15 protein-coding genes are annotated in these 20,788 nt (G+C 71.4%); all 15 read left to right on the top strand.

Annotated elements, in window-relative coordinates; all coding sequences use genetic code 11:
* Window positions 1-86 precede the first annotated feature (86 nt).
* The 15 genes from ACZ6TU_RS30930 to ACZ6TU_RS30860 are packed head-to-tail and all read left to right on the top strand — an operon-like array spanning window position 87 to window position 20,787.
* Window positions 87-1,412 (top strand): nucleotide sugar dehydrogenase, encoded by a 1,326-nt coding sequence (locus ACZ6TU_RS30930; protein WP_469552288.1) that lies wholly within the window; start codon window positions 87-89, stop codon window positions 1,410-1,412.
* On the top strand, window positions 1,402-2,667 hold the full coding sequence (locus ACZ6TU_RS30925) for a glycosyltransferase family 4 protein (RefSeq protein WP_467681606.1): 1,266 nt from the start codon (window positions 1,402-1,404) through the stop codon (window positions 2,665-2,667). The genes ACZ6TU_RS30930 and ACZ6TU_RS30925 overlap by 11 nt, the downstream gene beginning before the upstream one ends.
* Window positions 2,664-4,061, top strand: a complete 1,398-nt coding sequence (locus ACZ6TU_RS30920) for a Wzz/FepE/Etk N-terminal domain-containing protein (protein WP_469552287.1) — start codon at window positions 2,664-2,666, stop codon at window positions 4,059-4,061. The genes ACZ6TU_RS30925 and ACZ6TU_RS30920 overlap by 4 nt, the downstream gene beginning before the upstream one ends.
* On the top strand, window positions 4,058-5,611 hold the full coding sequence (locus ACZ6TU_RS30915) for a Wzz/FepE/Etk N-terminal domain-containing protein (protein WP_469552284.1): 1,554 nt from the start codon (window positions 4,058-4,060) through the stop codon (window positions 5,609-5,611). Before ACZ6TU_RS30920 ends, ACZ6TU_RS30915 begins: the two co-directional genes overlap by 4 nt.
* 3 nt (window positions 5,612-5,614) lie before the next feature.
* Window positions 5,615-7,570, top strand: coding sequence for an asparagine synthase (glutamine-hydrolyzing) (asnB, locus tag ACZ6TU_RS30910; protein ID WP_467681600.1), 1,956 nt, complete (start codon window positions 5,615-5,617; stop codon window positions 7,568-7,570).
* A complete protein-coding gene (locus ACZ6TU_RS30905) occupies window positions 7,567-9,753 on the top strand; it encodes a bi-domain-containing oxidoreductase (RefSeq protein WP_469552283.1) in 2,187 nt (728 codons plus the stop codon). The genes asnB and ACZ6TU_RS30905 overlap by 4 nt, the downstream gene beginning before the upstream one ends.
* The gene (locus tag ACZ6TU_RS30900; protein ID WP_469552281.1) at window positions 9,750-11,735 is read left to right on the top strand and encodes an alginate lyase family protein; all 1,986 of its coding nucleotides are present in this window, start codon (window positions 9,750-9,752) and stop codon (window positions 11,733-11,735) included. The genes ACZ6TU_RS30905 and ACZ6TU_RS30900 overlap by 4 nt, the downstream gene beginning before the upstream one ends.
* A gap of 8 nt (window positions 11,736-11,743) precedes the next feature.
* Window positions 11,744-13,267: a right-handed parallel beta-helix repeat-containing protein gene (locus ACZ6TU_RS30895; protein WP_467681594.1), complete on the top strand. Its 1,524-nt coding sequence runs from the start codon at window positions 11,744-11,746 to the stop codon at window positions 13,265-13,267.
* A 1-nt stretch (window position 13,268) separates the two neighbouring features.
* Complete coding sequence (locus ACZ6TU_RS30890; RefSeq protein ID WP_469552279.1) at window positions 13,269-14,522, top strand: O-antigen ligase domain-containing protein; 1,254 nt, start codon at window positions 13,269-13,271, stop codon at window positions 14,520-14,522.
* Between the two features lie 2 nt (window positions 14,523-14,524).
* Complete coding sequence (locus ACZ6TU_RS30885) at window positions 14,525-15,766, top strand: glycosyltransferase (protein ID WP_467681590.1); 1,242 nt, start codon at window positions 14,525-14,527, stop codon at window positions 15,764-15,766.
* A complete protein-coding gene (locus ACZ6TU_RS30880; protein ID WP_467681588.1) occupies window positions 15,763-16,998 on the top strand; it encodes a class I SAM-dependent methyltransferase in 1,236 nt (411 codons plus the stop codon). Before ACZ6TU_RS30885 ends, ACZ6TU_RS30880 begins: the two co-directional genes overlap by 4 nt.
* A gap of 11 nt (window positions 16,999-17,009) precedes the next feature.
* Entirely contained in the window at window positions 17,010-17,804 is a 795-nt protein-coding gene (locus ACZ6TU_RS30875) for a glycosyltransferase family protein (RefSeq protein ID WP_467681586.1), read from the top strand.
* A complete protein-coding gene (locus ACZ6TU_RS30870) occupies window positions 17,801-18,448 on the top strand; it encodes a PIG-L deacetylase family protein (protein WP_469552277.1) in 648 nt (215 codons plus the stop codon). The genes ACZ6TU_RS30875 and ACZ6TU_RS30870 overlap by 4 nt, the downstream gene beginning before the upstream one ends.
* Window positions 18,449-18,451: 3 nt before the next feature.
* Window positions 18,452-19,477, top strand: coding sequence for an NAD-dependent epimerase/dehydratase family protein (locus ACZ6TU_RS30865; protein ID WP_469552275.1), 1,026 nt, complete (start codon window positions 18,452-18,454; stop codon window positions 19,475-19,477).
* On the top strand, window positions 19,465-20,787 hold the full coding sequence (locus tag ACZ6TU_RS30860) for a DUF4910 domain-containing protein (protein WP_469552273.1): 1,323 nt from the start codon (window positions 19,465-19,467) through the stop codon (window positions 20,785-20,787). Before ACZ6TU_RS30865 ends, ACZ6TU_RS30860 begins: the two co-directional genes overlap by 13 nt.
* Window position 20,788: the final 1 nt, after the last annotated feature.

Genomic DNA, 20,788 nt, shown 5'->3' with positions numbered 1-20,788 from the left:
CCCGCCGGCGCGCGGACCGCGGGCCGCAAGGGCCTGCATTGGGGGACCGCAGGCCACAAGGGTCTGCCTGGGGGGAGAGACGGGTCATGAGAGTCAGCGTTTTCGGGCTCGGCTACGTGGGCTGCGTGTCGGCCGCGTGCCTGGCCGGCATGGGTCACGAGGTCATCGGGGTGGACGTGAACCAGGTGAAGGTCGACCTGGTCAACGACGGCAAGGCGCCGGTGGTCGAGGAGCGGATCGGCGAGCTCATCGCCGAGGTCGTGCGGACGGGAGCGTTACGCGCCACCGGCGACGTACGCGAGGCGATCATGGACAGCGAGGTGTCGCTGGTCTGCGTGGGCACACCGTCGGAGCCCAACGGCAGCCTGTGCACCACGTACTTGGAACGGGTCACCGAGCAGATCGGCGCCGCGCTGGCCGAGGGGGCCGAGCAGGGGGGCCGGCACACCGTCGTGTTCCGCAGCACCATGCTCCCGGGCACCTGCCTGAACCTGCTGATACCGATCCTGGAGAAGAACGTCGGCGGCACGGCCGGGGTGGACATCGGGGTCGCGGTCAACCCGGAGTTCCTGCGCGAGGGTACGAGCGTGCGGGACTTCTTCGACCCGCCCAAGACCGTCATCGGCGAGCTCGACCCGGCAAGCGGCGACGCGGTGATGGCGCTGTACGACGGCTTGCCCGGCGAGGTGTTCCGAGTGCCGGTGCCGACGGCCGAGGCGATCAAGTACGCGGACAACGCGTTCCACGGCCTCAAGATCGGCTTCGCGAACGAGCTGGGCGCGGTGTGCCAGGCGCTCGGGGTGGACTCGCACCAGGTGATGGACGTGTTCCTGGCCGACCGCAAGCTGAACATCAGCCCCGCATACCTGCGGCCCGGCTTCGCCTTCGGTGGCTCCTGCCTGCCCAAGGACCTGCGCAGCCTGGTCCACGCGGCGCAGCGGGCCGACATCTCGGTGCCCATCCTCGCCCACGTGCTGCCCTCCAACTCCGACCACCTCCAGCGCGCGGTGGAGCTGGTCGAGCGCACCGGCAAGCGCCGGGTGGGCCTGTTCGGGCTCTCCTTCAAACCCGGCACCGACGACCTCCGCGAGAGCCCGCTCGTCGAGCTGGCGGAGAGGCTCTTCGGCAAGGGGTACGACCTGCGGATCCACGACGCCAACGTGAGCCTCTCCCGGCTGATCGGCGCGAACCGCGAGTACATCGAGACCCGGCTGCCGCACCTCGCGCAGTTGCTCGCGGACTCCGTCGAGGAGGTGCTCGAGCACGCCGAGGTGTGCCTGGTCGGGACCAGGGATCCGGCCGTGCTGGCGGCGCTGCCCCATGGCGACGGCCCGGTGATCGTCGACCTCATCCGCCTTCCCGACGCCGAGGCGCGCCGGACCGAGCCGGGGTACATGGGCCTTGCTTGGTAACGCAACCAGCGGCGACGGGGCGGACCGGCGCGCGCTGATCCTGGTGGAGAACCTGTCGGTGCCGTTCGACCGGCGGGTGTGGCAGGAGTGCACGACGCTGCGCGACGCGGGCTGGGAGGTGCACGTCATCTGTCCCCGTGGGGAGAAGCGGGACAGGGAGCCGGAGGCGGTGATCGACGGGGTGCGGATCCACCGCTACCCGTTGCGCGCGGCCACCGGAGGGCCGGCCGGCTACCTGCGGGAGTACGGATCGGCGTTGTGGCACACGGTCCGGCTGGCCCGCAAGGTCGGCCCGGTCGACGTGGTCCACGCCTGCAACCCGCCAGACCTGTTGTTCCTGCCGGCACTGTGGCTGAAGCGGCGCGGCGCGCGGTTCGTCTTCGACCAGCACGACCTGGTACCCGAGCTGTACCTCTCCCGGTTCGACCGCGGCGAGGATCTGCTCTACCGCGCCGTGTGCGCGCTGGAGCGGCTGACCTACCGGGCCGCGGACGTCGTGCTCGCCACGAACGAGAGCTACCGGGACGTCGCGATGCGCCGTGGCGGTCGGCGGCCGGAGGACGTCTTCGTGGTGCGCAGCGCGCCCCAGATCGACCGGTTCCAACCCGTACCGCCCGAGCCGGATCTGAAGCGCGGCAAGCCTCATCTGCTGTGTTACCTCGGCGTCATGGGCCCGCAGGACGGCGTCGACTACGCCTTGCGCGCCCTTGCGAAGCTGCGCGACGAGTTCGGGCGGTCCGACTGGCATGCGGTGTTCGTCGGCTCCGGCGACGCCTTCGACGCGATGGTGGAGCTGTCCCGGCGGCTCGGGCTCTCCGAGCAGGTGCAGTTCACCGGGCGTATTCCGGACGCCGACCTGGTGCGCTACCTGTCCACCGCGGACGTGTGCCTCTCCCCCGACCCGCGCAATCCGCTCAACGACGTGTCGACCATGAACAAGGTCCTGGAGTACATGGCGATGGGCCGGCCACTCGTCTCGTTCGACCTCCGGGAGGCGCGAGTCTCCGCCGGCGACGCCGCCGTCTACGCGTCCGCCAACGACGAGGCCGAGTTCGCGGGGCTCATCGCGCTGCTCCTCGACGATCCGGAGAAGCGGGCCCGGATGGGCAAGATCGGCCAGGAGCGGATCAGCGGGCCGCTCTCCTGGCGGAACTCGCAGGCGTCGCTGCTCGCCGCCTACGCCGCTGCCTGCCGTGACCACACTCCGGTGTCGGCGGGCGCCCCGTACCGCGTAGGGAAAAGGCCGCGCCGTTGAGCGATGACACGATACGCCTGGTCACGATCGGGCGGATTTTCCGACGGCGGTGGCGGCTTCTCGCCGTCCTCACCGTGGTGGGCGCGCTCGTCGGCTACGGCGCCTCGGTGGTGTTCCCGCCGCGGTACACGACGTCGGCATCGGTACTGCTGCCGGGGCAGTGGGAAGAGCGCGAGCTGCTGACTCAGGTGGATGTCGCGACCAGTTCGACGGTGGTCGACCGCGTGGCCGCCACGCTCGGCCGGACGGGCGTCAGCGCCGCCGACCTGCGGGATCGAGTGAGCGCCAAGGCCGCCGACGGGAACATCATCAAAATCTCGGGTACGTCCGACACCCCGGAGCGCGCGCAGCAGCTCTCCGACCGGGTGGCCCAGCAGTTCGTCGCGTTCGCCGCGCGGATCGCGGGCGGCGGCACCGACTCCGAAGCCGCTTCGGGGCCCGAGGCGCTGCGGAAGGAGGTCGAGGAGACCAACCGCCGTATCACCGACCTGGCCGACGCGGCCGATCCGGGGCAGACCGTGGAGAGCGTGCAGGCCCGCACCACGCTCGAGAAGCTGCGCACCTCGTTGGAGGAGGCCATGACGAAGCTGGACGAGGCCGACCCGGCGACCGACAAGGCCGGCATGGTCGTCATGGGGCCGGCGGCCCGGCCGGACGGCGAGGCGCCGCCGACGAGGATGCAGCTCATCATCGCCGGGGCGGTGCTGTTCTTCCTGCTCGCGGTCATCGGCCATCTCGCCGCCGCACGGATGAATCGCCGACTGCGCACCGAACCGGAGATCGCCGCGGCGCTGGGCTCGGCGCTCCTGGGTACCGTCGACGTGCCTGGTGAACGGGGCGCGCACAAGCCAGAAGGCGGGGGCCCACGAGCCTGGATCCGCCGCCTCCTCGGCGTCGACACACGGTGGGACATGCCGGCCCCGCAGTGGTCCGGCGACGAGGCCGGCAGACGGATCCGCTACCGGCGGGTGTGCGCTCGCCTCCGGGAGCAGTTGCCGGCCCCCCGGCGGCTGCTGGTCGTCGTACCGGACGGCGACGAGACCGCCCGCCGGGCCGCCGGGCAGCTCGTCGCCGAGGCCGAGAGCGATCCTTACCCAAGCTCTTCGAGCAGGGGATATCCCATGCTGCGGGTGGTGGAGGTTTCGGTGGACCGGCCGACGGTGCCGGACCGCGACACCGAGTCCGGCGCCCTGGTCGTCCTCAGCGCGGGCAGCTGGACCGCGGAGGAGCTCGCCGGCATCGCCGAGGCGTGTGCGGACGGCGGGCATGAGGTCGTCGGCATCGTCGTCGCCGGCACGGTCCGGGCCCGTCCGGCGCGGTCTGCCGGCCGTCCTTCGGATGACGCCACTCCCGCGCTCGCGGTTCGCGGCCACGCGACGGGAGGTTCAGCGTGACGACGAGCACGACTTCGGAGTCGTCGGCCGCCACTGCGCTCTTCGACCTGCAGGCACTGGTGGTGGCGGTGCGCAGGCGCCGCCGCCTCTGGTACGTCATGGCGCTCCTTGGCCTGCTGGTCGGCGCCGCGGTGGCGGTCCTGCTGCCGCCGCCGCCGACCGCGGTGACGAAGGTGCTGGTCGCGCACAAGGAGGATCAGCCGAACGACACCGGAACGCTGATCCGCACCGACGTCGAGCTGCTGGGGACCACGCGGATCGCCGGCAAGGCCCTGCAGTCCCTCAAGTCCCAGGAAAAGCCTGACGACTTCATGCGGGACTACCGGGGCACCGCCCTGACCAACAACCTGCTGCAGATCGAGGTGACAGGGGACAACGACGCGGACGCGGTGGCCCGGGCCAAGGCGCTGGCCGACGCGTTCGTCGCGGACCATGTGAGGCGGATGCGGGAAACCGCGAAGGCCGAGGCCAAGGCCCTGCTCGACCAGCGTGACCGCATGCGGGACGAGCTCGCCCAGGTCAACCAGGCGATCGGAGACCGATCGCAGGAGAGCGACCCGAAAGCGTCGGCGAGCATCGAGTCGCTCTTCGCCCGCCGGGCCGAACTGAACTCGCGGATCGCCGATTTCGACCAGCGCGCCGGGGAGGCGCGCACCGGCACGCCCGAGGTCGCCGCCGGCACGCAGATCGTGGACGCCCCGCGCGCGGTGCGACACTCCCTGCCCAAGGCCGCTGTCACCGACGCCGCGATCGGGCTCGTCCTCGGGCTCGTCCTCGGGCTCGCGCTGGCCGCGGTCGGCACGGTGGTGGCGGACCGCCCCGTGTTGCGCCGGGACATCGCGGCGAACCTGGGCGCCTCGGTCATCGCGGAGCTGCCCCGCCGGTCGGGCAGGCTGTGGCAGCGCCGACGGACCCGGGCGGCACGGGCAAGGCTCACCGCGACCCTGGCCCGCACCGTGCGCGGCTCCGCGGAACCGCTGTCGCTGCTGGAACTGGGCTGTGCGCGCAGCACGAGCGTGATCGCCCTGGACCTCGCCGGCGCACTGGCGGCGGAGGGGCCGGTGGTCATCGTCGATGGCCTGCCCGGCCCGCAGCTCGCCAACCGCCGTCAGAAGCCGGGAGACCCCACCGTGGTCAGCGGCGCGCGTGCCGCGACCGTGCCGCATCAGGAGCGCGGGCTCGGCGTCGGTTCGGTCGCGCCCGGCACCGCGTGGACCGACCTCCAGTACCTCGGCACCCAGACCGTGCTCGTCGTGCGTGCCGGGCACGGCAGCGCCGCATGGCTGCACACCGTGGCGCGGCAGCTCGCGGACCAGCGCATCGCGGTGATCGGTGTGGTGCTGATCGACCCCGATCCGCGTGACCGGACCGACGGCACGCTGTGGGACGGGCTGCACACCGCGCTGCGCGGCCGCAGCGAGCGACCGCCCCGACAGAACGGTGGGGGTACCTCCCACGCCGTTCAGGCAGTGGGGGCGGGTCAGCGGCGGACGGAGCGGCAGCCGATGTGGGCCGCACGGGTCCCGGACAGCGACCAGGAGGCGCGGTAGAACATGTGTGGCATCGCAGGCACTTACCGATGGCCGGACGGGAAGGTCGTGACCGACCGGCTCACCGATACCCTCGCCCACCGCGGCCCGGACGGGGCGGGCCGGTACAGCCACCCCGTCGGTGACGGCGACGTGCACCTCGGGCACCGCCGACTGGCCATCATCGACCTGTCCGAGACCGGCGCCCAGCCGATGGTCTCGGACGGCCTCGCCCTGACGTACAACGGCGAGCTGTACAACGCGCCCGAGCTGCGTGCCGAGCTGACAGCCGCCGGGGTGCGCTTCCGCGGTACCTCCGACACCGAGGTGCTGCTCGAGGCCTGGCGGCGCTGGGGCACGGACTGCCTGCCCCGGCTGCGCGGCATGTTCGCGTTCGGCATCTTCGACGAGCGAACCGGTGAGCTCGTGCTCGCCCGCGACCAGCTCGGCATCAAGCCGCTGTTCCTGCTCCGGCGCGGCGAGGGTCTGGTGTTCGCCTCCGAGCTCAAGGCGCTCGCCGCCGCGGCCGGCGGGAAGCTGGAGGTCGACCATGCGGCGCTGGTGGCCTCGCTGCTGTACTACTGGGTGCCGGACTCGCGCTGCGCGTTCCGCGAGGCGGAGAAGCTGCCGCCGGGGAGCTGGCTGCGGTGCCGACCCGACGGAAAGGTGGAGCGCGGCCGGTTCTGGAACTTGAAGGATGTCGCCGCCGAGGGCCGGGAGCGGGCCCGGGCCGGCGAGCAGCCGGACATAGCCGCCATCGTCGAGGAGTCGACCCGGCGCCACCTGCTCTCCGACGTACCCGTGGCCACCTTCCTCTCCGGCGGCCTCGACTCCAGCTACCTGACCGCGCTGGCGGCCCGCGACCGACCCGGGATCTCCGCTTACACGATCGGGTTCCGCGCCGAGGACGCCAGGTTCGAGGCGATGCCGGACGACCTGCGCTATGCCCGGCAGGTGGCCGAGCGGTTCGGCGTCGACCTGCACGAGATCGAGATCGCTCCGAACGTGCTCGATCTGCTGCCGCGGATGACGTACCACCTGGACGAGCCGATCGGCGACCCCGCCGCGATCAACACGTTCCTGATCTGCTCGGCCGCCCGGGAGGCCGGGGTCAAGGTGATGCTCTCGGGGATGGGTGCCGACGAGCTGTTCGCCGGCTACCGCAAGCACCTGGCCAACCTGATCGCGCTGCGCTACCAGCGCGTCCCGCGGCCCCTGCGCCGCGGCCTGTCCAGGACCGTGGACCGGCTGCCGGTCGCCACGGCCCGTCGGGGGTACCGGTCGGTGCGCTTCGCCAAACGGTTCCTCTCCTTCGCCGATCTGCCGGAGGAGACCGCGTTCCGGCGCAGCTACACCATGTACGACCAGGCCGAGCTGCTCGCCCTGGTCGATCCGGACCTGGCCGGGACGGTCGAGGACGTGCTGACCGAGCACGCGGACATCTACCAGGACAACGACCTCGACGACTTCGTGAACCGCATGTGCCTGGGCGACGCCCGGATGTTCCTGCCGGGCCTGAACCTCACGTACACGGACCGGTCGAGCATGGCCGCGTCGACCGAGGTGCGGGTGCCGTACGTGGACGTCGAGGTGGTCAAGGCGGCGTTCGCCGTGCCCGGCGACCGCAAGATCGTCGGACGGCAGGGCAAGGCCGTCCTCAAGGAGGCGGCCGGCTCGATCCTGCCCCGGGAGATCGTGTACCGGCCCAAGGGCCTGTTCAGCGCCCCGCTGCGGGCCTGGATGAGCCGGGATCTGGCGCCGCTGGTGCGCGAGGTGGTCAACGACGGCGAGCTCGTCCGCTCCGGGCTCCTGCGCCGCGACGCACTGGCGCGCATGGTCGCCGAGGACGCCGCCGGGCAGCGGGACTTCTCCAAACATCTGTGGCATGTGCTGACCCTCGAGTACTGGTATCGCGACGCGACCTCTGGGTCCGGCCAGAGCACTCGATCAACGGCTTGGGAATCAGAGGAGTTCGGGTGAAGCAGGTTGTACAGAACTACAAGAGCGGCGAGCTGGCGGTACTGGACGTGCCGGTGCCGGGGTGCAAGCCGGGCGGCGTGCTGGTCCGCAGCGCCTACTCGCTGATATCCACCGGGACCGAGCTCATGAAGGTGTCCGAGGCCGGCATGTCGATGGTGGGCAAGGCCCGCTCCCGGCCCGACCAGGTCGCCAAGGTCATGCAGAGCGTGGCCACCAACGGGGTGCCCGCCACCTACCGCAAGGTGATGGGCAAGCTGGACTCCTACACGCCGCTGGGCTACTCGCTGTGCGGGGTGGTCGAGCAGGTCGGCACCGGGATCGACGACGTGAAGGTCGGCGACCTCGTGGCCTGCGCCGGCAATGAGCACGCGCTGCACGCCGAGCTGAACTGGGTGCCGAAGAACCTCTACACCCCGGTGCCGGACGGCCTCGCGCCGCGGCACGCGTCCTTCGGCACCGTCGGGTCGATCGCGTTGCAGGGCGTCCGCCGCGGCGAGTCACAGCTCGGCGACGTGGCGCTGGTCATCGGCCTCGGGCTGATCGGGCAGCTGGTGGTGCAGCTGCTGGCCGCCTCGGGAGTCCGCGTCATCGGGGCCGACCCCGACCCGGTGCGCTGCGAGCTCGCCGAACGTCTGGGTGCTGCGGCCTGCGGCGATCCCTCGTCGGCGGCCGTGGAGGCCACCGTCGCCGAACTCACAGGCGGTCACGGCGTGGACCAGGTGTACCTGGCCGCCGGCGGCGGCAGCAATCAGCCCGTCGAGCTGGCCGCCCGGCTGAGCCGGGACCGCGGCCGGGTCGTCGACATCGGCAAGTGCAGCCTGGACCTGCCGTGGAACGCGTACTACGAGAAAGAGCTCGACGTCCGCTTCTCCCGCAGTTACGGCCCCGGGCGCTACGACCCGGAGTACGAGCTGGAGGGGCGGGACTACCCGATCGGCTACGTGCGCTGGACCGAGCGCCGCAACCTGGCGTGCTTCCTCGACCTCGTCGCCCGCGGCAGCGTCGACGTGGAGCCCTTGGTCTCCCACACCGCCGACTTCGACGACGCGGTCGAGACGTACCAGCGCCTGAAGGACGGCGATCTGAAGGCCGTGGCCGTGCTGTTCCGGTACCCCGAACAGGCGGTGGCAGCCGAGGCTCCGGCGGTGGCCGTTCCTCCGGTGAACGTGCAGCGGAGTCCGGCCCGGGCCGCCAAGACGCCGGTGCGCCTCGCGTTCGTCGGCGCGGGAAACTACGCGACGTCGATGCTGCTGCCGCACCTGGCACAGCGCGACGGCGTCGAGTTGTCGACCGTCGTCACCACGACGGCGCTGTCCGCGGCCAACGCGCAGCGGAAGTTCGGCTTCGCCGAGGCGACCACCGATCTCGACGCCGTACTCGGCGACAAGTCCATCGACGCGGTGTTCGTCGTCACCCGGCACAGCTCGCACGCCGAACTGACCCGGAAGGCGTTGCTGGCCGGCAAGACCGTGTTCGTGGAGAAGCCCCTGGCCCTCACCGAGGACGAGCTGGCCGACGTGCTCGCGGCGGTGGAGGAGTCCGGCAACGACCGGCTGCAGGTGGGCTTCAACCGCCGGTTCGCGCCGCTGCTGCGGGAGGCCCGGCAGCGGTTCGGCGCCCGGACCGGGCCGGCGAGCCTGCGCTACCTGGTCAATGCGGGCCGGCTGGAGCACGGCAGCTGGTACCTCCAACAAGGCACCCAGGGCTCGCGGTTCGCCGGCGAGGGCGGGCACTTCATCGACACGGCGAGCTGGCTGCTCGAGGCCGACCCGGTGTCGGTGTACGCGGTCGCCACGTCCGGCAACGAGGATCTGCAGGTCGTGCTGCGCTACCCGGACGGGTCCACCGCCACCATCAGCTACGTCACCACGGGCCCGGCCACCTTCCCCAAGGAGACGCTGGACCTGGTCGCGGACGGCCGCGCGCTGCGGCTCGACGACTTCGTCCGTGCCTCGCTGTACGTGGACGGCAGGGCCGGCCGCAAGCGGTGGGTCAGTTCGCGGCTGCCCAAGGCCCGGGACAAGGGCCAGAACGCCGAACTGGCCGCGTTCGTCAAGGCCGTGCGGACCGGCGGGCCGATGCCGGTGCCGCTTCAGTCGCTGGTCGCCACCACGTCGGCCACCCTCGCCGTGCAGGCCGGCCTGGTCGGCGGCGCGCCGGTGACGTTGGCGAGGGCCCGATGACTGTGAGCTCGGGGAGTCCGGGCTGGTACCTGCGGCGGCTGTCCCGGATGGGACCGCGGGAGGTCGGCGGCCGGGCGGGCGACGCGGTGCGCAGGCGGCGGTGGCGGTCGGCGCGGCCGAACTGCCCGAGCGTGACCGGTGCCCGGTTCACCGCGGTACTGCCCGCCGGGACGATCGCCGCGATACCTCCGGACGCCGCGAAACGTCTCATCGCCGAGGCGGACCGGCTGATGTACGGGCACGCCGAGTATTTCGGGGTGGTCCGCGACGACCTGGACGACCCGGACTGGTGGTGCGACCCGAAGACCGGGCGCCGGGCTCCGTGGGGCTACGCCTTCGACGTGCCGTACCGGAACGAGGAGGCGGTCGGGGACATCAAGCAGATCTGGGAGCTGTCCCGGCATCAGTACCTCACCGTGCTCGCCGCCGCCTACGCGATCACCGGGAACGAGCGGTACGCCGAGCGAGTGGCCGAGCACCTGCGGTCGTGGTGGACGGCCAACCCACCGCTGCGCGGCGTGCACTGGATCAGCGGCATCGAGCTGGGCATCCGGTTGCTGTCCTGGGTGTGGATCCGCCGGCTGCTCGACGGCTGGCCGGGCGCGGCCGGGCTGTTCGAGGGCAACCCGGTGGCGCTGAACCAGATCTGGCACCACCAGCGCTGGCTGGCCTCCTTCCCCAGCCGGGGGTCCTCGGCGAACAACCACGTCATCGCCGAGGCCGCCGGGCAGTTCGCAGCGGCCTGCGCGTTCGGGTGGTTCCCCTCCTCGGCGCGTTGGCGAGCCGACGCGCTGCGGTCGCTGGAGCGGCACCTGCGGGGCAACACCTTCGCCTCGGGCCTCAACCGCGAGCTGGCCACCGAGTATCACGGACTCGTGCTGGAACTCGGCCTGGCCGCGGTGGCCGAGGCGGATGCCGCGGGCAGGCCGGTCCCCGCGTCCATCCGGCTGGTGCTGCTGCGGATGACCGACGCGCTCGCGGCCATCGTGGACAACCGGCTACGGCCGCCGCGCCAGGGGGACGCGGACGACGGGCACGGTCTGGTCGTGGACGGCGCGGGCACCGATCGCTGGGCCTCGCTGCTGGCCACCGGGGACGCCGTGTTCGGCCGGCTCGCCTGGTGGCCGGCGGTGAACGGCACCGATGTGCGCACCCCGCTGCTGGCCGCGCTCATCCGGCCGTACCCGGAAAACGGAACCGCACCGGCCGTGACCCGCCCGGCGAACCGACCGGCCCATTTCGCCGACGCGGGCATGACCATCCTGCGTGGTCCGGGGGAGATCTGGTGCCGCTGCGACGGTGGTCCGCACGGATTCCTGTCCATCGCCGCGCATGCTCACGCGGACGCGCTGTCCGTGGAGGTCCGGCACGACGGGGTCGACGTGCTCGCCGACCCGGGGACGTACTGCTACCACGGGCAGCCCGAGTGGCGGCAGTACTTCCGGTCCACCCTCGGCCACAACACCCTGCAAGTGGACGGCGGTGACCAGTCCGTCTCCGGCGGCCCGTTCCTGTGGACCCGGCATGCCAAGAGTCGCGTCCTGGGCGCGGACACATCCGGCACCTCCGACGGGGGGACCGCCCGCTGGTGTGCCGAGCATGACGGTTACCAACCCTCCGTGCACCGCCGCCGGGTGGAGCTGACGGCCGCGAGCCAGGAGCTGAGGGTGGTCGACGAGGTCCACGGCCGGCACGGCCCGCGCCGGGCCGTGCGCCTGGCGTTCCACCTCGGCCCGGCCATCGCCGCGGACCTGGTGGGGAACCGGGCAGTGCTCACGTGGACCCGGGACGGTGAGAACCGTTCCGCGGTACTCGACCTGCCCGGGCAGCTGAGCTGGCGGGCGCATCGCGGCGAGAGCGACCCGCCGCTGGGCTGGTACTCCGCCGGCTTCGGGCGCAAGGAACCCACCACAACATTGGTCGGCACCGGCTTCGCCGACGGCGCGCAGGGGTTCACCACCGTCCTCAGGTTCCGCGGCTAGGGGGGCGCGTGGGGAACAAGAGGCGGCACTGGGCGTCGGCGGCGGCACCGCTGGCGTTGGCCCTGCTGGCGGTGACCGGCTGTGACAGCACGTCGGACGCCGGGGCGAAGCCGACCGCCGCGCCGTCGCCCACGCCCGTGGCCCGGGTGTGCGCCAAGCCCGCGGCCGGGCCGGCGAAGGCGCCGGCGGGCGCGGTGACGGTCGACCCCGCGGTGGCCGGTGACCTGGCTGCGAAGACCAAGAGCAGCCCCCCGAACACCACGTTCTGGCTTCGACCGGGCAAGCACAGGCTCGAGCCGGACCGCTACGCCCAGGTCATCCCCAAGGAGGGGAACAGCTACCTCGGCGCGCCGGGCGCGGTGCTCGACGGGCGCAAGACCAACCAGTACGCGTTCGGCGGCACCGCCCGCAACGTCACCATCCGCTACCTGACCGTGCAGGGTTTCGTCGCGCCGCACAACGAGGGCGTGGTCAACCATGACTCGGCCGACGGGTGGGTGATCGAGCACGCGACGATCCAGAACAACTCCGGCGCCGGGCTGATGGCCGGTGCCCGCCAGCGGGTTGGTGCCAGCTGCCTGCGCGGCAACGGACAGTACGGCTTGAACGCGTACAAGGCCGGCGACACCATCAGCGGCCTGGTGATCGAGGGCAACGAGATCGTGGCCAACAACACCGGCGACTGGGAGCGGCGACGGCCGGGCTGCGGCTGCACAGGAGGCGTCAAGTTCTGGGCCGTCAACGGTGCCGACGTACGCGGCAACTGGGTGCACGACAACCGCGGAGCCGGGTTGTGGGCGGACACCAACAACAACGACTTCCGCATCGAGAACAACGTGCTCGAGGCCAACGACGGTGCCGCGCTGATCTACGAGACCAGCTACAACGCGGTCATCCGGAACAACACGATCCGGCGGAACAACTGGGTCGAGGGGCGCAGGGAAGCCGACCGCGGCGACAACTTCCCGTTCGCGACCGTCTACCTGTCCGAGTCCGGCGGCGAACCACGGGTCGAAGCCCGCACCGACAAGATCGAGATCTACCGGAACGTGCTGGAGAACAACTGGTCCGGGATCACCCTGTGGGAGAACGCCGACCGGTTCTGCAACAGCCCCGCCAACACCTCGTCCGGTGACTGCACGTTGCTGGTGAAGAACACCGACCGCTGCACGCAGCCGGCGATCGCCACCGCACCGCTCTATGCCGACTGCCGGTGGAAGACCCAGCGGGTGGACATCCACGGCAACCGCTTCGTGCTGGACAAGTCCGTCGTCGGCTGCACGGTGAAGTGCGACCGGATGGCGGTGCTGGCCAACTACGGCACCTATCCGGACTGGTCGCCGTACCAGGGCGAGCGGGTGGCCGAGGCGATCACCCGCAAGCAGCACAACCGCTGGCACGACAACGTCTACCTCGGACCATGGACATTCGTCGCCCACGACCCGAGCCGGATACTCGACTCCGGGCAGTGGCAGGGCACGCCGTACCAGCAGGACGCGGGCAGCACCTTCCGCGCACGGGACGGTGGTTGAGATGAGCCCGGACCACACGGACCACACGTCGAAGATCGTCGGGACGGTCTGGGGGCTGCTCGTCCTCAACACGCTCGGCTCCGCCGGGGCGAAGACCATCATCCCGCTGCCCCGCTCCCTCATCCAGATGGTCACCATGGGTGCGCTGGTCGCCGCGTTCGCGCTGGCGCTCGCGGTCAATTCCCGGCTGCGCATCCGAACCAGTGCCTACGTGTTCCTGCTCACCCTGCTCCTGGTGGCGAGCGTGATCTCCAGCGCGAACCTGGAGTCCGGGTTCGGTGCGCTGTTCCGCTGCGCCCGGCTGGCTCTCTTCGTCAGCACGCTGTGGCTGCTCAGCCGCTGGTGGGACGGCGGCCTGACGTTCGTCCGGCACCACATCCGGATGTACTTCGCGGTGCTCGGGTCGGTGGCCGCCGGCCTGGCCATCTCACCGGGCGCCGCCATGCCCGAGCTCTACGGCGGGCGGCTGGTCGGCGCGTTGTGGCCGCTCACCCCGCCGCAGATCGGACAGTACGCCGCGGTGATCATCGGGCTCACCGTGCTGCTCGTTCTGGGCCGCCGGACCGACAGGGCCGGCGCGGCGGTGGTCATCGTGCCGGCAGTCGTCCTGCTGGCGCTGACCCATACCCGGACGGCCACGCTCGGACTGCTCATCGGGCTGGTGTTGGCGATCGGCTCGCTCATCCTGACCAGCGCCGCCGCCCGCCGGTTCTTCACCTGGGCGGTGCTGTGCGCCGCGGTGGCGGCGGTGGCGTTCAGCTCCGCGCTGCGGGCGTGGTTCCTGCGCGGGCAGAGCCAGGAGAACTTCTCCAACCTCACCGGCCGGGCCAAGGTCTGGGACGCCCTGCTGGCTGCGCCCCGGTCGACTTCGGAGAAGTTGTTCGGCGCGGGGCTGGGCGACAAGTCGTTCGGCGGGCTGCCGATCGACAACAGCTGGCTGGCCGTTTACCACGAGCAGGGCATGACCGGCGTCGCCTTGGTGGCGGCGTTCATCGTCGTGCTGGGCGGCGTCGCGTTGCTGCGGCCACCGTCGCTGTCGAGGGCCTGCGCGATCTTCCTGATCAGCTACTGCGCGATCGCGTCGTACACCGAGGCCGGTCTCGGCGACGCCTCTCCGTATCTGCTGCATCTGGCCGTGGCCGCCTCGCTGCTGGCGGCACCCGCCGCGACCGCTCCCCCATCGGCTCCCGAATCGACGCCCGAAGTCCCTCGACGACACATCCCGCGCTGGGCCCGGAGAACGGAGGTGACCTGAGCATGCACGTCCTCGTAGTGCACAACCGCTACGCCTCGGCGCAGCCGAGCGGGGAGAACAAGGTCGTCGACCAGGAAGTGGCGCTGCTGCGCGGAGCCGGTCACCGGGTCGAGGTGTTCGAACGGCGCAGCGACGACATCGCCGCCCGGTCCCTGCTGGGCAAGGCCGCGATACCGCTGCTGGTGCCGTGGAACCCGGCGGTCCGCGCGGAGCTCGCCGCCCGGCTGCGTACCGAGCGGCCGGACGTGGTGCACGTCCACAACGTGTTCCCGCTCCTGTCGCCGGCGGTGCTGGCCGCCTGCGCCGACGCCGGCGTGCCCGCCGTCGCCACGCTGCACAACTACACCCAGGTCTGCCCGCCCGGCACGCTCCAGCGGGACGGCCGGCCGTGCACCGAGTGCGTCGGGTCGACGCCGCTGCCCGCCGTCCGGCACGGCTGCTACCGGAACTCCCGCCTTGCGACGGTTCCGCTCGCGGTCAGCCTGTCGGTCAACCGGCGGCGGTGGTGGTCCGGCGTGGAGCGGTTCTTCTGCATCTCCGCGGCGCAGCGCGACGTCCTGGTGCGGGCCGGCATGCCGGCCGAGCGGCTGGCGGTCAAGCACAACTTCGTGCCCGACCCGGACGACCGCCGAGTAGGCGACGGCGAGCATCTGCTCTATCTCGGCCGGCTCGCGGAGGCCAAGGGTGTGCGACTGCTCATGACCGCGTGGGACGAGATCGCCGCGGGCGGCGGTGTGGGCGTGCCGCTCGTGATCGCCGGCGCGGGGCCGCTGGAGCCGGAGGTGACCGCCTGGGCGGCGGGCCGGGACGACGTGCGCTACGTCGGCCTGCTGGACCCGGCCGAGTGCCGGAAGGCCGTCGCGCGGTCGGTCGCCGTGGTGGCTCCCTCGACGTGGCTGGAGGCGTTCGGCCTGGTGGTCGTGGAGGCGATGGCGGCGGGGGTCCCGGTCGTCGCCGCCGGTCACGGCGCCTTCGTCGAACTCGTCGAGGAGGGGGTCACCGGGCTGCTGCACCAGCCGGGCGAGCCCGCCTCACTCGCGTCCTGCATACGCCGGATCGCGGCCGAGCCGGCCCTGGGCCGGGAGATGGGCCGGGCGGCCCGGCGCCGTTACGAGCAGGACTTCAGCCCGGCCGTCGGGCTGGGGCGACTGGTTGACGCGTACCGCACCGCGATCGCGGGTCGGTCAGCACTGGCTCGCGGCGGGGACACCCGCGCGGGCAGGGGGGATGGGGACAGTAGATGACACGATGCCGACTCTGCGGCTCGGAAGCGATGGCGAGCGTCGTCGATCTCGGGGCGACGCCACCATGTGAGAGCTTTCTCGCCGCGGACCAACTGGATCGACCGGAACCGGCGTACCCGCTGCACCTGCGGGTCTGCACCGACTGCTGGCTGGCGCAGATCCCGCCGCTGATCACGCCGGAGGAGACGTTCACGCAGTACGCGTACTTCTCCTCCTACTCGACCTCCTGGGTGGAGCACGCGCGCACGTTCGTCGCCGACGCCGTACAGCGCCTTGCTCTCGGCACCGACGCCTTCGTGGTCGAGGTCGCGAGCAACGACGGGTACCTGCTGAGGCACATGGTGGACCGCGGGATCCGCTGCCTCGGCATCGAACCCTCGGTGAACGTCGGCGCCGCGGCGCGCGAGGCGGGCGTGCCCACGCTCACGGAATTCCTGAGCCCGGACACCGGCTCGGCCGTCCGCGAAGAGCACGGCCCGGCGGACCTGGTCGTGGCCAACAACGTGTACGCGCACATCCCCGACGTGGTCGGGTTCACCCGAGGGCTGCGCGCCCTGGTCGCCGACGACGGCTGGGTCTCCATCGAGGTGCAGCACCTGCTGACCCTGATCGAGGAGAACCAGTACGACACGATCTACCACGAGCACTTCCAGTACTACACGGTCGCGTCCGCGATCCGGGCGCTGGCGAGCGGCGGACTCGCGCTCGTGGACGTCGAGCTGCTGCCCACGCACGGCGGCTCCATCCGGCTGTGGGCCCGGCCGGTTGAGGTGGCCGGCGAGCCGAGCCGGAGGGTGGTGGACGTGCTGGCCCGGGAGAAGGCCGCCGGGCTCCAGGAGCTGTCCGGGTACGCCGAGTTCTCCGCTCGGGTGGCCAAGGTGCGCCGGGACCTGCTGCGGTTCCTCATCGAGGCGGCCGAGCGCGGCGAGACGGTCGTCGGCTACGGCGCCCCGGGCAAGGGCAACACCCTGCTCAACCACTGCGGCATCCGGCCCGACCTGCTCCCGTACACGGTCGACCGCAACCCCTACAAGCACGGCAGGTTCACCCCGGGCACCCGCATCCCGATCCTGCCGCCCGAGCAGATAGCCGCCGACAGACCGGACTACGTCCTCGTCCTCCCGTGGAACCTGCGGGCCGAACTGGTCGAGCAGCTGTCCTTCGTGCACGACTGGGGCGGCCGGCTGGTCTTTCCCATCCCGGAACTGAGCATCGTCGAGGTCGCGTCTTGAAAGGGCACAGCATGAAGGTCGTTCTGTTCTGCGGCGGTTACGGGATGCGGATGCGGAGCGGTGCCGCAGACGACGTGCCCAAGCCGATGGCGATGGTCGGCCCGCGACCGCTGATCTGGCATGTCATGCGCTACTACGCGCACTTCGGGCACACGGAGTTCATCCTGTGTCTCGGGTACGGGGCTCACCACATCAAGGACTTCTTCCTCAACTACGAGGAGACGACGTCCAACGACTTCGTCCTGCGAGGCGGGCGGACCGAGCTGCTGTCCACCGACATCTCGGACTGGACGATCACGTTCGCGCAGACCGGCATCGAGTCACCGATCGGGGAGCGGCTGCGCCGGGTGCGGCACCACCTGGACGGCGACGAGATGTTCCTCGCCAACTACGCCGACGTGCTCACCGACGCTCCGCTGCCGGAGATGATCGACCGGTTCGCCCGGCGCGACGCGGGTGCGTCGATGATGGTGGTGCCGCCGCAGTCCTCGTTCCACTGCGTGGAGTTGGGCGAGGACGGCCTGGTAGGCGGCATCACCGCGGTGAGCGAACTGCCACTGTGGGAGAACGGCGGTTACTTCGTGCTCCGCCAGGAGGTCTTCGACCACATCCCGGAGAATGGGGACCTGGTCGCCGACGGATGCGCCCAACTCGCCAAGCGCGGCCGGCTGGTGGCTCACCAGCACCGCGGCTTCTGGAAGCCGACCGACACCGTGAAGGAGCGGGCGGCGCTCGACGACGCCTACGCCCGGGGCGACCGCCCGTGGGCCGTATGGGAGCGGGACCGCGCGGGGGTGAGGGCGTGATCCGGCTCGGCACCGGGCGGCTGGACCGGATCGTCGCGGTGGGCGCGCACTGCGACGACATCGCCATCGGCGCCGGCGGCACGCTGCTGACACTGTGCCGCGCGCGGCCGGGTGTCCGCGTCGACGCGCTGGTGCTCTCCGGCGGTGGCAGCGAGCGGGAGCAGGAGGAGCAGGCGGCGCTCGCCGCCTTCTGCCCGGGCGCCGACCTGCGGCTGACCGTGCACAAGCTGCCGGACGGCAGGCTGCCCGTGCACTGGGACGAGGCCAAGACAGCGGTCGAGGAACTGCGCGAGCGGACCGAGCCGGATCTGGTCCTCGCCCCACGTACCGATGACGCGCATCAGGACCACCGCGGCTTGGCGCAGCTGATACCGACCGCGTTCCGCGACCACCTGGTCCTCGGCTACGAGATCGTCAAGTGGGACGGCGATCTCGGCCGTATGGCGGCCTACCAGCCGCTGTCGCCGGAGATCGCCGAACAGAAGGTGCGGCTGCTGCAGGAGCACTACCCCTCGCAGCGGCACCGGCCCTGGTACGACCGCGAGGCCTTCCTCGGCCTGGCCCGGATCCGCGGCATCGAATGCCACGAGCGCTACGCCGAGGCGTTCGCCGTCACCAAACTCGTTCTCGACCTGGGGGATTGAACCTTGCGCGTACTGCTCACCGGACACCAGGGCTACCTGGGCACCGTGATGGCCCCGGTCCTCACGGCCGCCGGACACGAAGTCGTCGGCCTCGACTCGGGCCTGTTCGCCGACTGCGTCCTCGGCCCGACGCCCGCGGACCCGCAGGGGCACCGGGTCGACCTGCGTGACGTCACGGCGGAACACGTGGCCGGCGCCGACGCCGTGATCCACCTGGCCGCCCTGTCCAACGACCCGCTGGGATCGCTGGCGCCGGAGCTCACCTACGACATCAACCACCAGGCGTCCGTACGCCTGGCCCGGCTGGCCCGCGACGCCGGGGCGCGGCGCTTCCTGTACGCGTCGACCTGCTCCGTCTACGGCGCCGCCGGCGGCGACGACCTGGTCACCGAAGACGCCCCGCTGCGCCCGGTGACGCCGTACGCGGAGTCCAAGGTGCGGGTGGAGGACGACCTGCACGCGCTCTGCGACGGCGACTTCAGCCCCGTGTTCATGCGCAACGCCACCGCTTTCGGCTACTCACCCCGGCTGCGCGCCGACATCGTGCTCAACAACCTGGTGGGCCACGCGCTCCTGTCCGGCGAGGTGCTGGTGCTCTCCGACGGCACCCCGTGGCGCCCGCTGGTGCACGCCGCCGACATCGCCCGGGCCTTCACGGCCGCGCTGACCGCGCCGCGCGAAGCGGTGCACGACCGGGCGTTCAACATCGGCAGCGAGATCAACAACGTCACGGTCGCCGAGATCGCCGAGCAGGTCGCCGAGGCGGTGTCCGGCTCCAAGGTGGTGATCACCGGGGAGACGGGTGCCGATCCGCGGTCGTACCGGGTGGACTTCTCCCGGTTCCGTGCCGCGGTGCCCGGCTTCGACTGCGAGTGGACGGTGAAGCAGGGCGCGCTCGAACTCGCCGACGCCTACCGGGAACACGGGCTGACCCGGGAGGACTTCGAGCAACGGTTCACCCGGCTTGCCGTGCTGCGCGCGGCGTCCGACGCCGGCACCGTCGACGACACGCTGCGGTGGCGCCCGTGACAGAGATCGGCGAGGAGATGTACGCGCTGGTGGAGCGGCTGTACCCGCTGTGCCGGAGCATCACCGGCGACGGTGTGCGCGCCACCTTGGACATCGTCGGGGAGTACATCCCGCTCCAGACGCACGAGGTGCCGACCGGCACGCAGGTGCTCGACTGGACCGTGCCGCAGGAGTGGAACATCCGCGACGCGTACATCGCCGACACCACCGGCCACCGGATCGTCGACTTCGCCGCGTCGAGCCTGCACGTACTCGGCTACAGCGTGCCGGTGTCGGCGACCATGCCGCTGGCCGAGCTGCGGGAACACCTGCACACCCTGCCCGACCACCCGAGTTGGGTGCCGTACCGCACCAGCTACTACAAGCCGGAATGGGGGTTCTGCCTGGCCCAGGACACCCTGGACGCGATGCCGGACGGCGCGTACGAGGTCCGCATCGACTCCACCCTCGCCGACGGCCATCTCACCTACGCCGAGCACGTGGTCCCGGGGCAGGTCCCCGACGAGGTGATCGTTTCCTGCCACGTCTGCCACCCGTCGCTGGCCAACGACAACCTGGCCGGCATCGCGGTGGCGACGTTCCTGGCCCGGGCGCTGGCCCGGCAAACGCCGTACTACACCTACCGGTTCATCTTCGCGCCCGGCACCATCGGGGCGATCACCTGGCTGGCCCGCAACGCGGAGCGGGTGAATGGGGTATCCCCTGCTCGAGCGGAGCCGAGAGCTCGGGGAGGGGTCAAGCACGGGCTGGTGCTGGCCTGCGCCGGCGACCCGGGCACGCTGACGTACAAGCAGAGCAGGCGCGGCAATGCGGAGATCGACCGGGTGCTGCGGCATGTGCTGGCCGCCTCCGAACGCCCGCACCGCGTCACCGAGTTCACTCCGTACGGCTACGACGAGCGGCAGTTCTGCTCACCCGGGTTCGATCTCGGCGTGGGCTCGCTCACCCGGACCCCGTACGCCGGTTACCCCGAGTACCACACCTCGGCGGACAACCTGGACTTCGTGTCCCCGGAGGCGATGACGGACACGCTCGCCGTCTGCCGCGAGGCGTTCGCCGTCCTCGACCGCAACCGCCAGTACGTCAACCTCAGCCCTTACGGCGAACCGCAGTTGGGCCGGCGCGGGTTGTACGACGCGCTCGGCGGCCGCAGCGACACCAAGCAGGCCCAGATGGCCATGCTCTGGGTGCTCAACCTCTCCGACGGCGAGCACAGTCTGTTGGACGTCGCCGAGCGGTCCGGGCTGCCGTTCGACACCGTCGCCGCGGCGGCCGACGCCCTGCACGGCGCCGGGCTGATCAAGGCGTGAC

The organism is Streptomyces sp. NPDC052064, from assembly GCF_055585925.1.
Note: the sequence above shows the minus strand (reverse complement) of the source record. Positions and strands in the feature narration are given on the sequence as shown.

Coding starts and splice junctions, on each gene's coding strand:
- ACZ6TU_RS30930 (WP_469552288.1), top strand. CDS start 87: ATGAGAGTCAGCGTTTTCGGGCTCGGCTACGTGGGCTGCGTGTCGGCC.
- asnB (WP_467681600.1), top strand. CDS start 5,615: ATGTGTGGCATCGCAGGCACTTACCGATGGCCGGACGGGAAGGTCGTG.
- ACZ6TU_RS30900 (WP_469552281.1), top strand. CDS start 9,750: ATGACTGTGAGCTCGGGGAGTCCGGGCTGGTACCTGCGGCGGCTGTCC.
- ACZ6TU_RS30890 (WP_469552279.1), top strand. CDS start 13,269: ATGAGCCCGGACCACACGGACCACACGTCGAAGATCGTCGGGACGGTC.
- ACZ6TU_RS30885 (WP_467681590.1), top strand. CDS start 14,525: ATGCACGTCCTCGTAGTGCACAACCGCTACGCCTCGGCGCAGCCGAGC.
- ACZ6TU_RS30880 (WP_467681588.1), top strand. CDS start 15,763: ATGACACGATGCCGACTCTGCGGCTCGGAAGCGATGGCGAGCGTCGTC.
- ACZ6TU_RS30875 (WP_467681586.1), top strand. CDS start 17,010: ATGAAGGTCGTTCTGTTCTGCGGCGGTTACGGGATGCGGATGCGGAGC.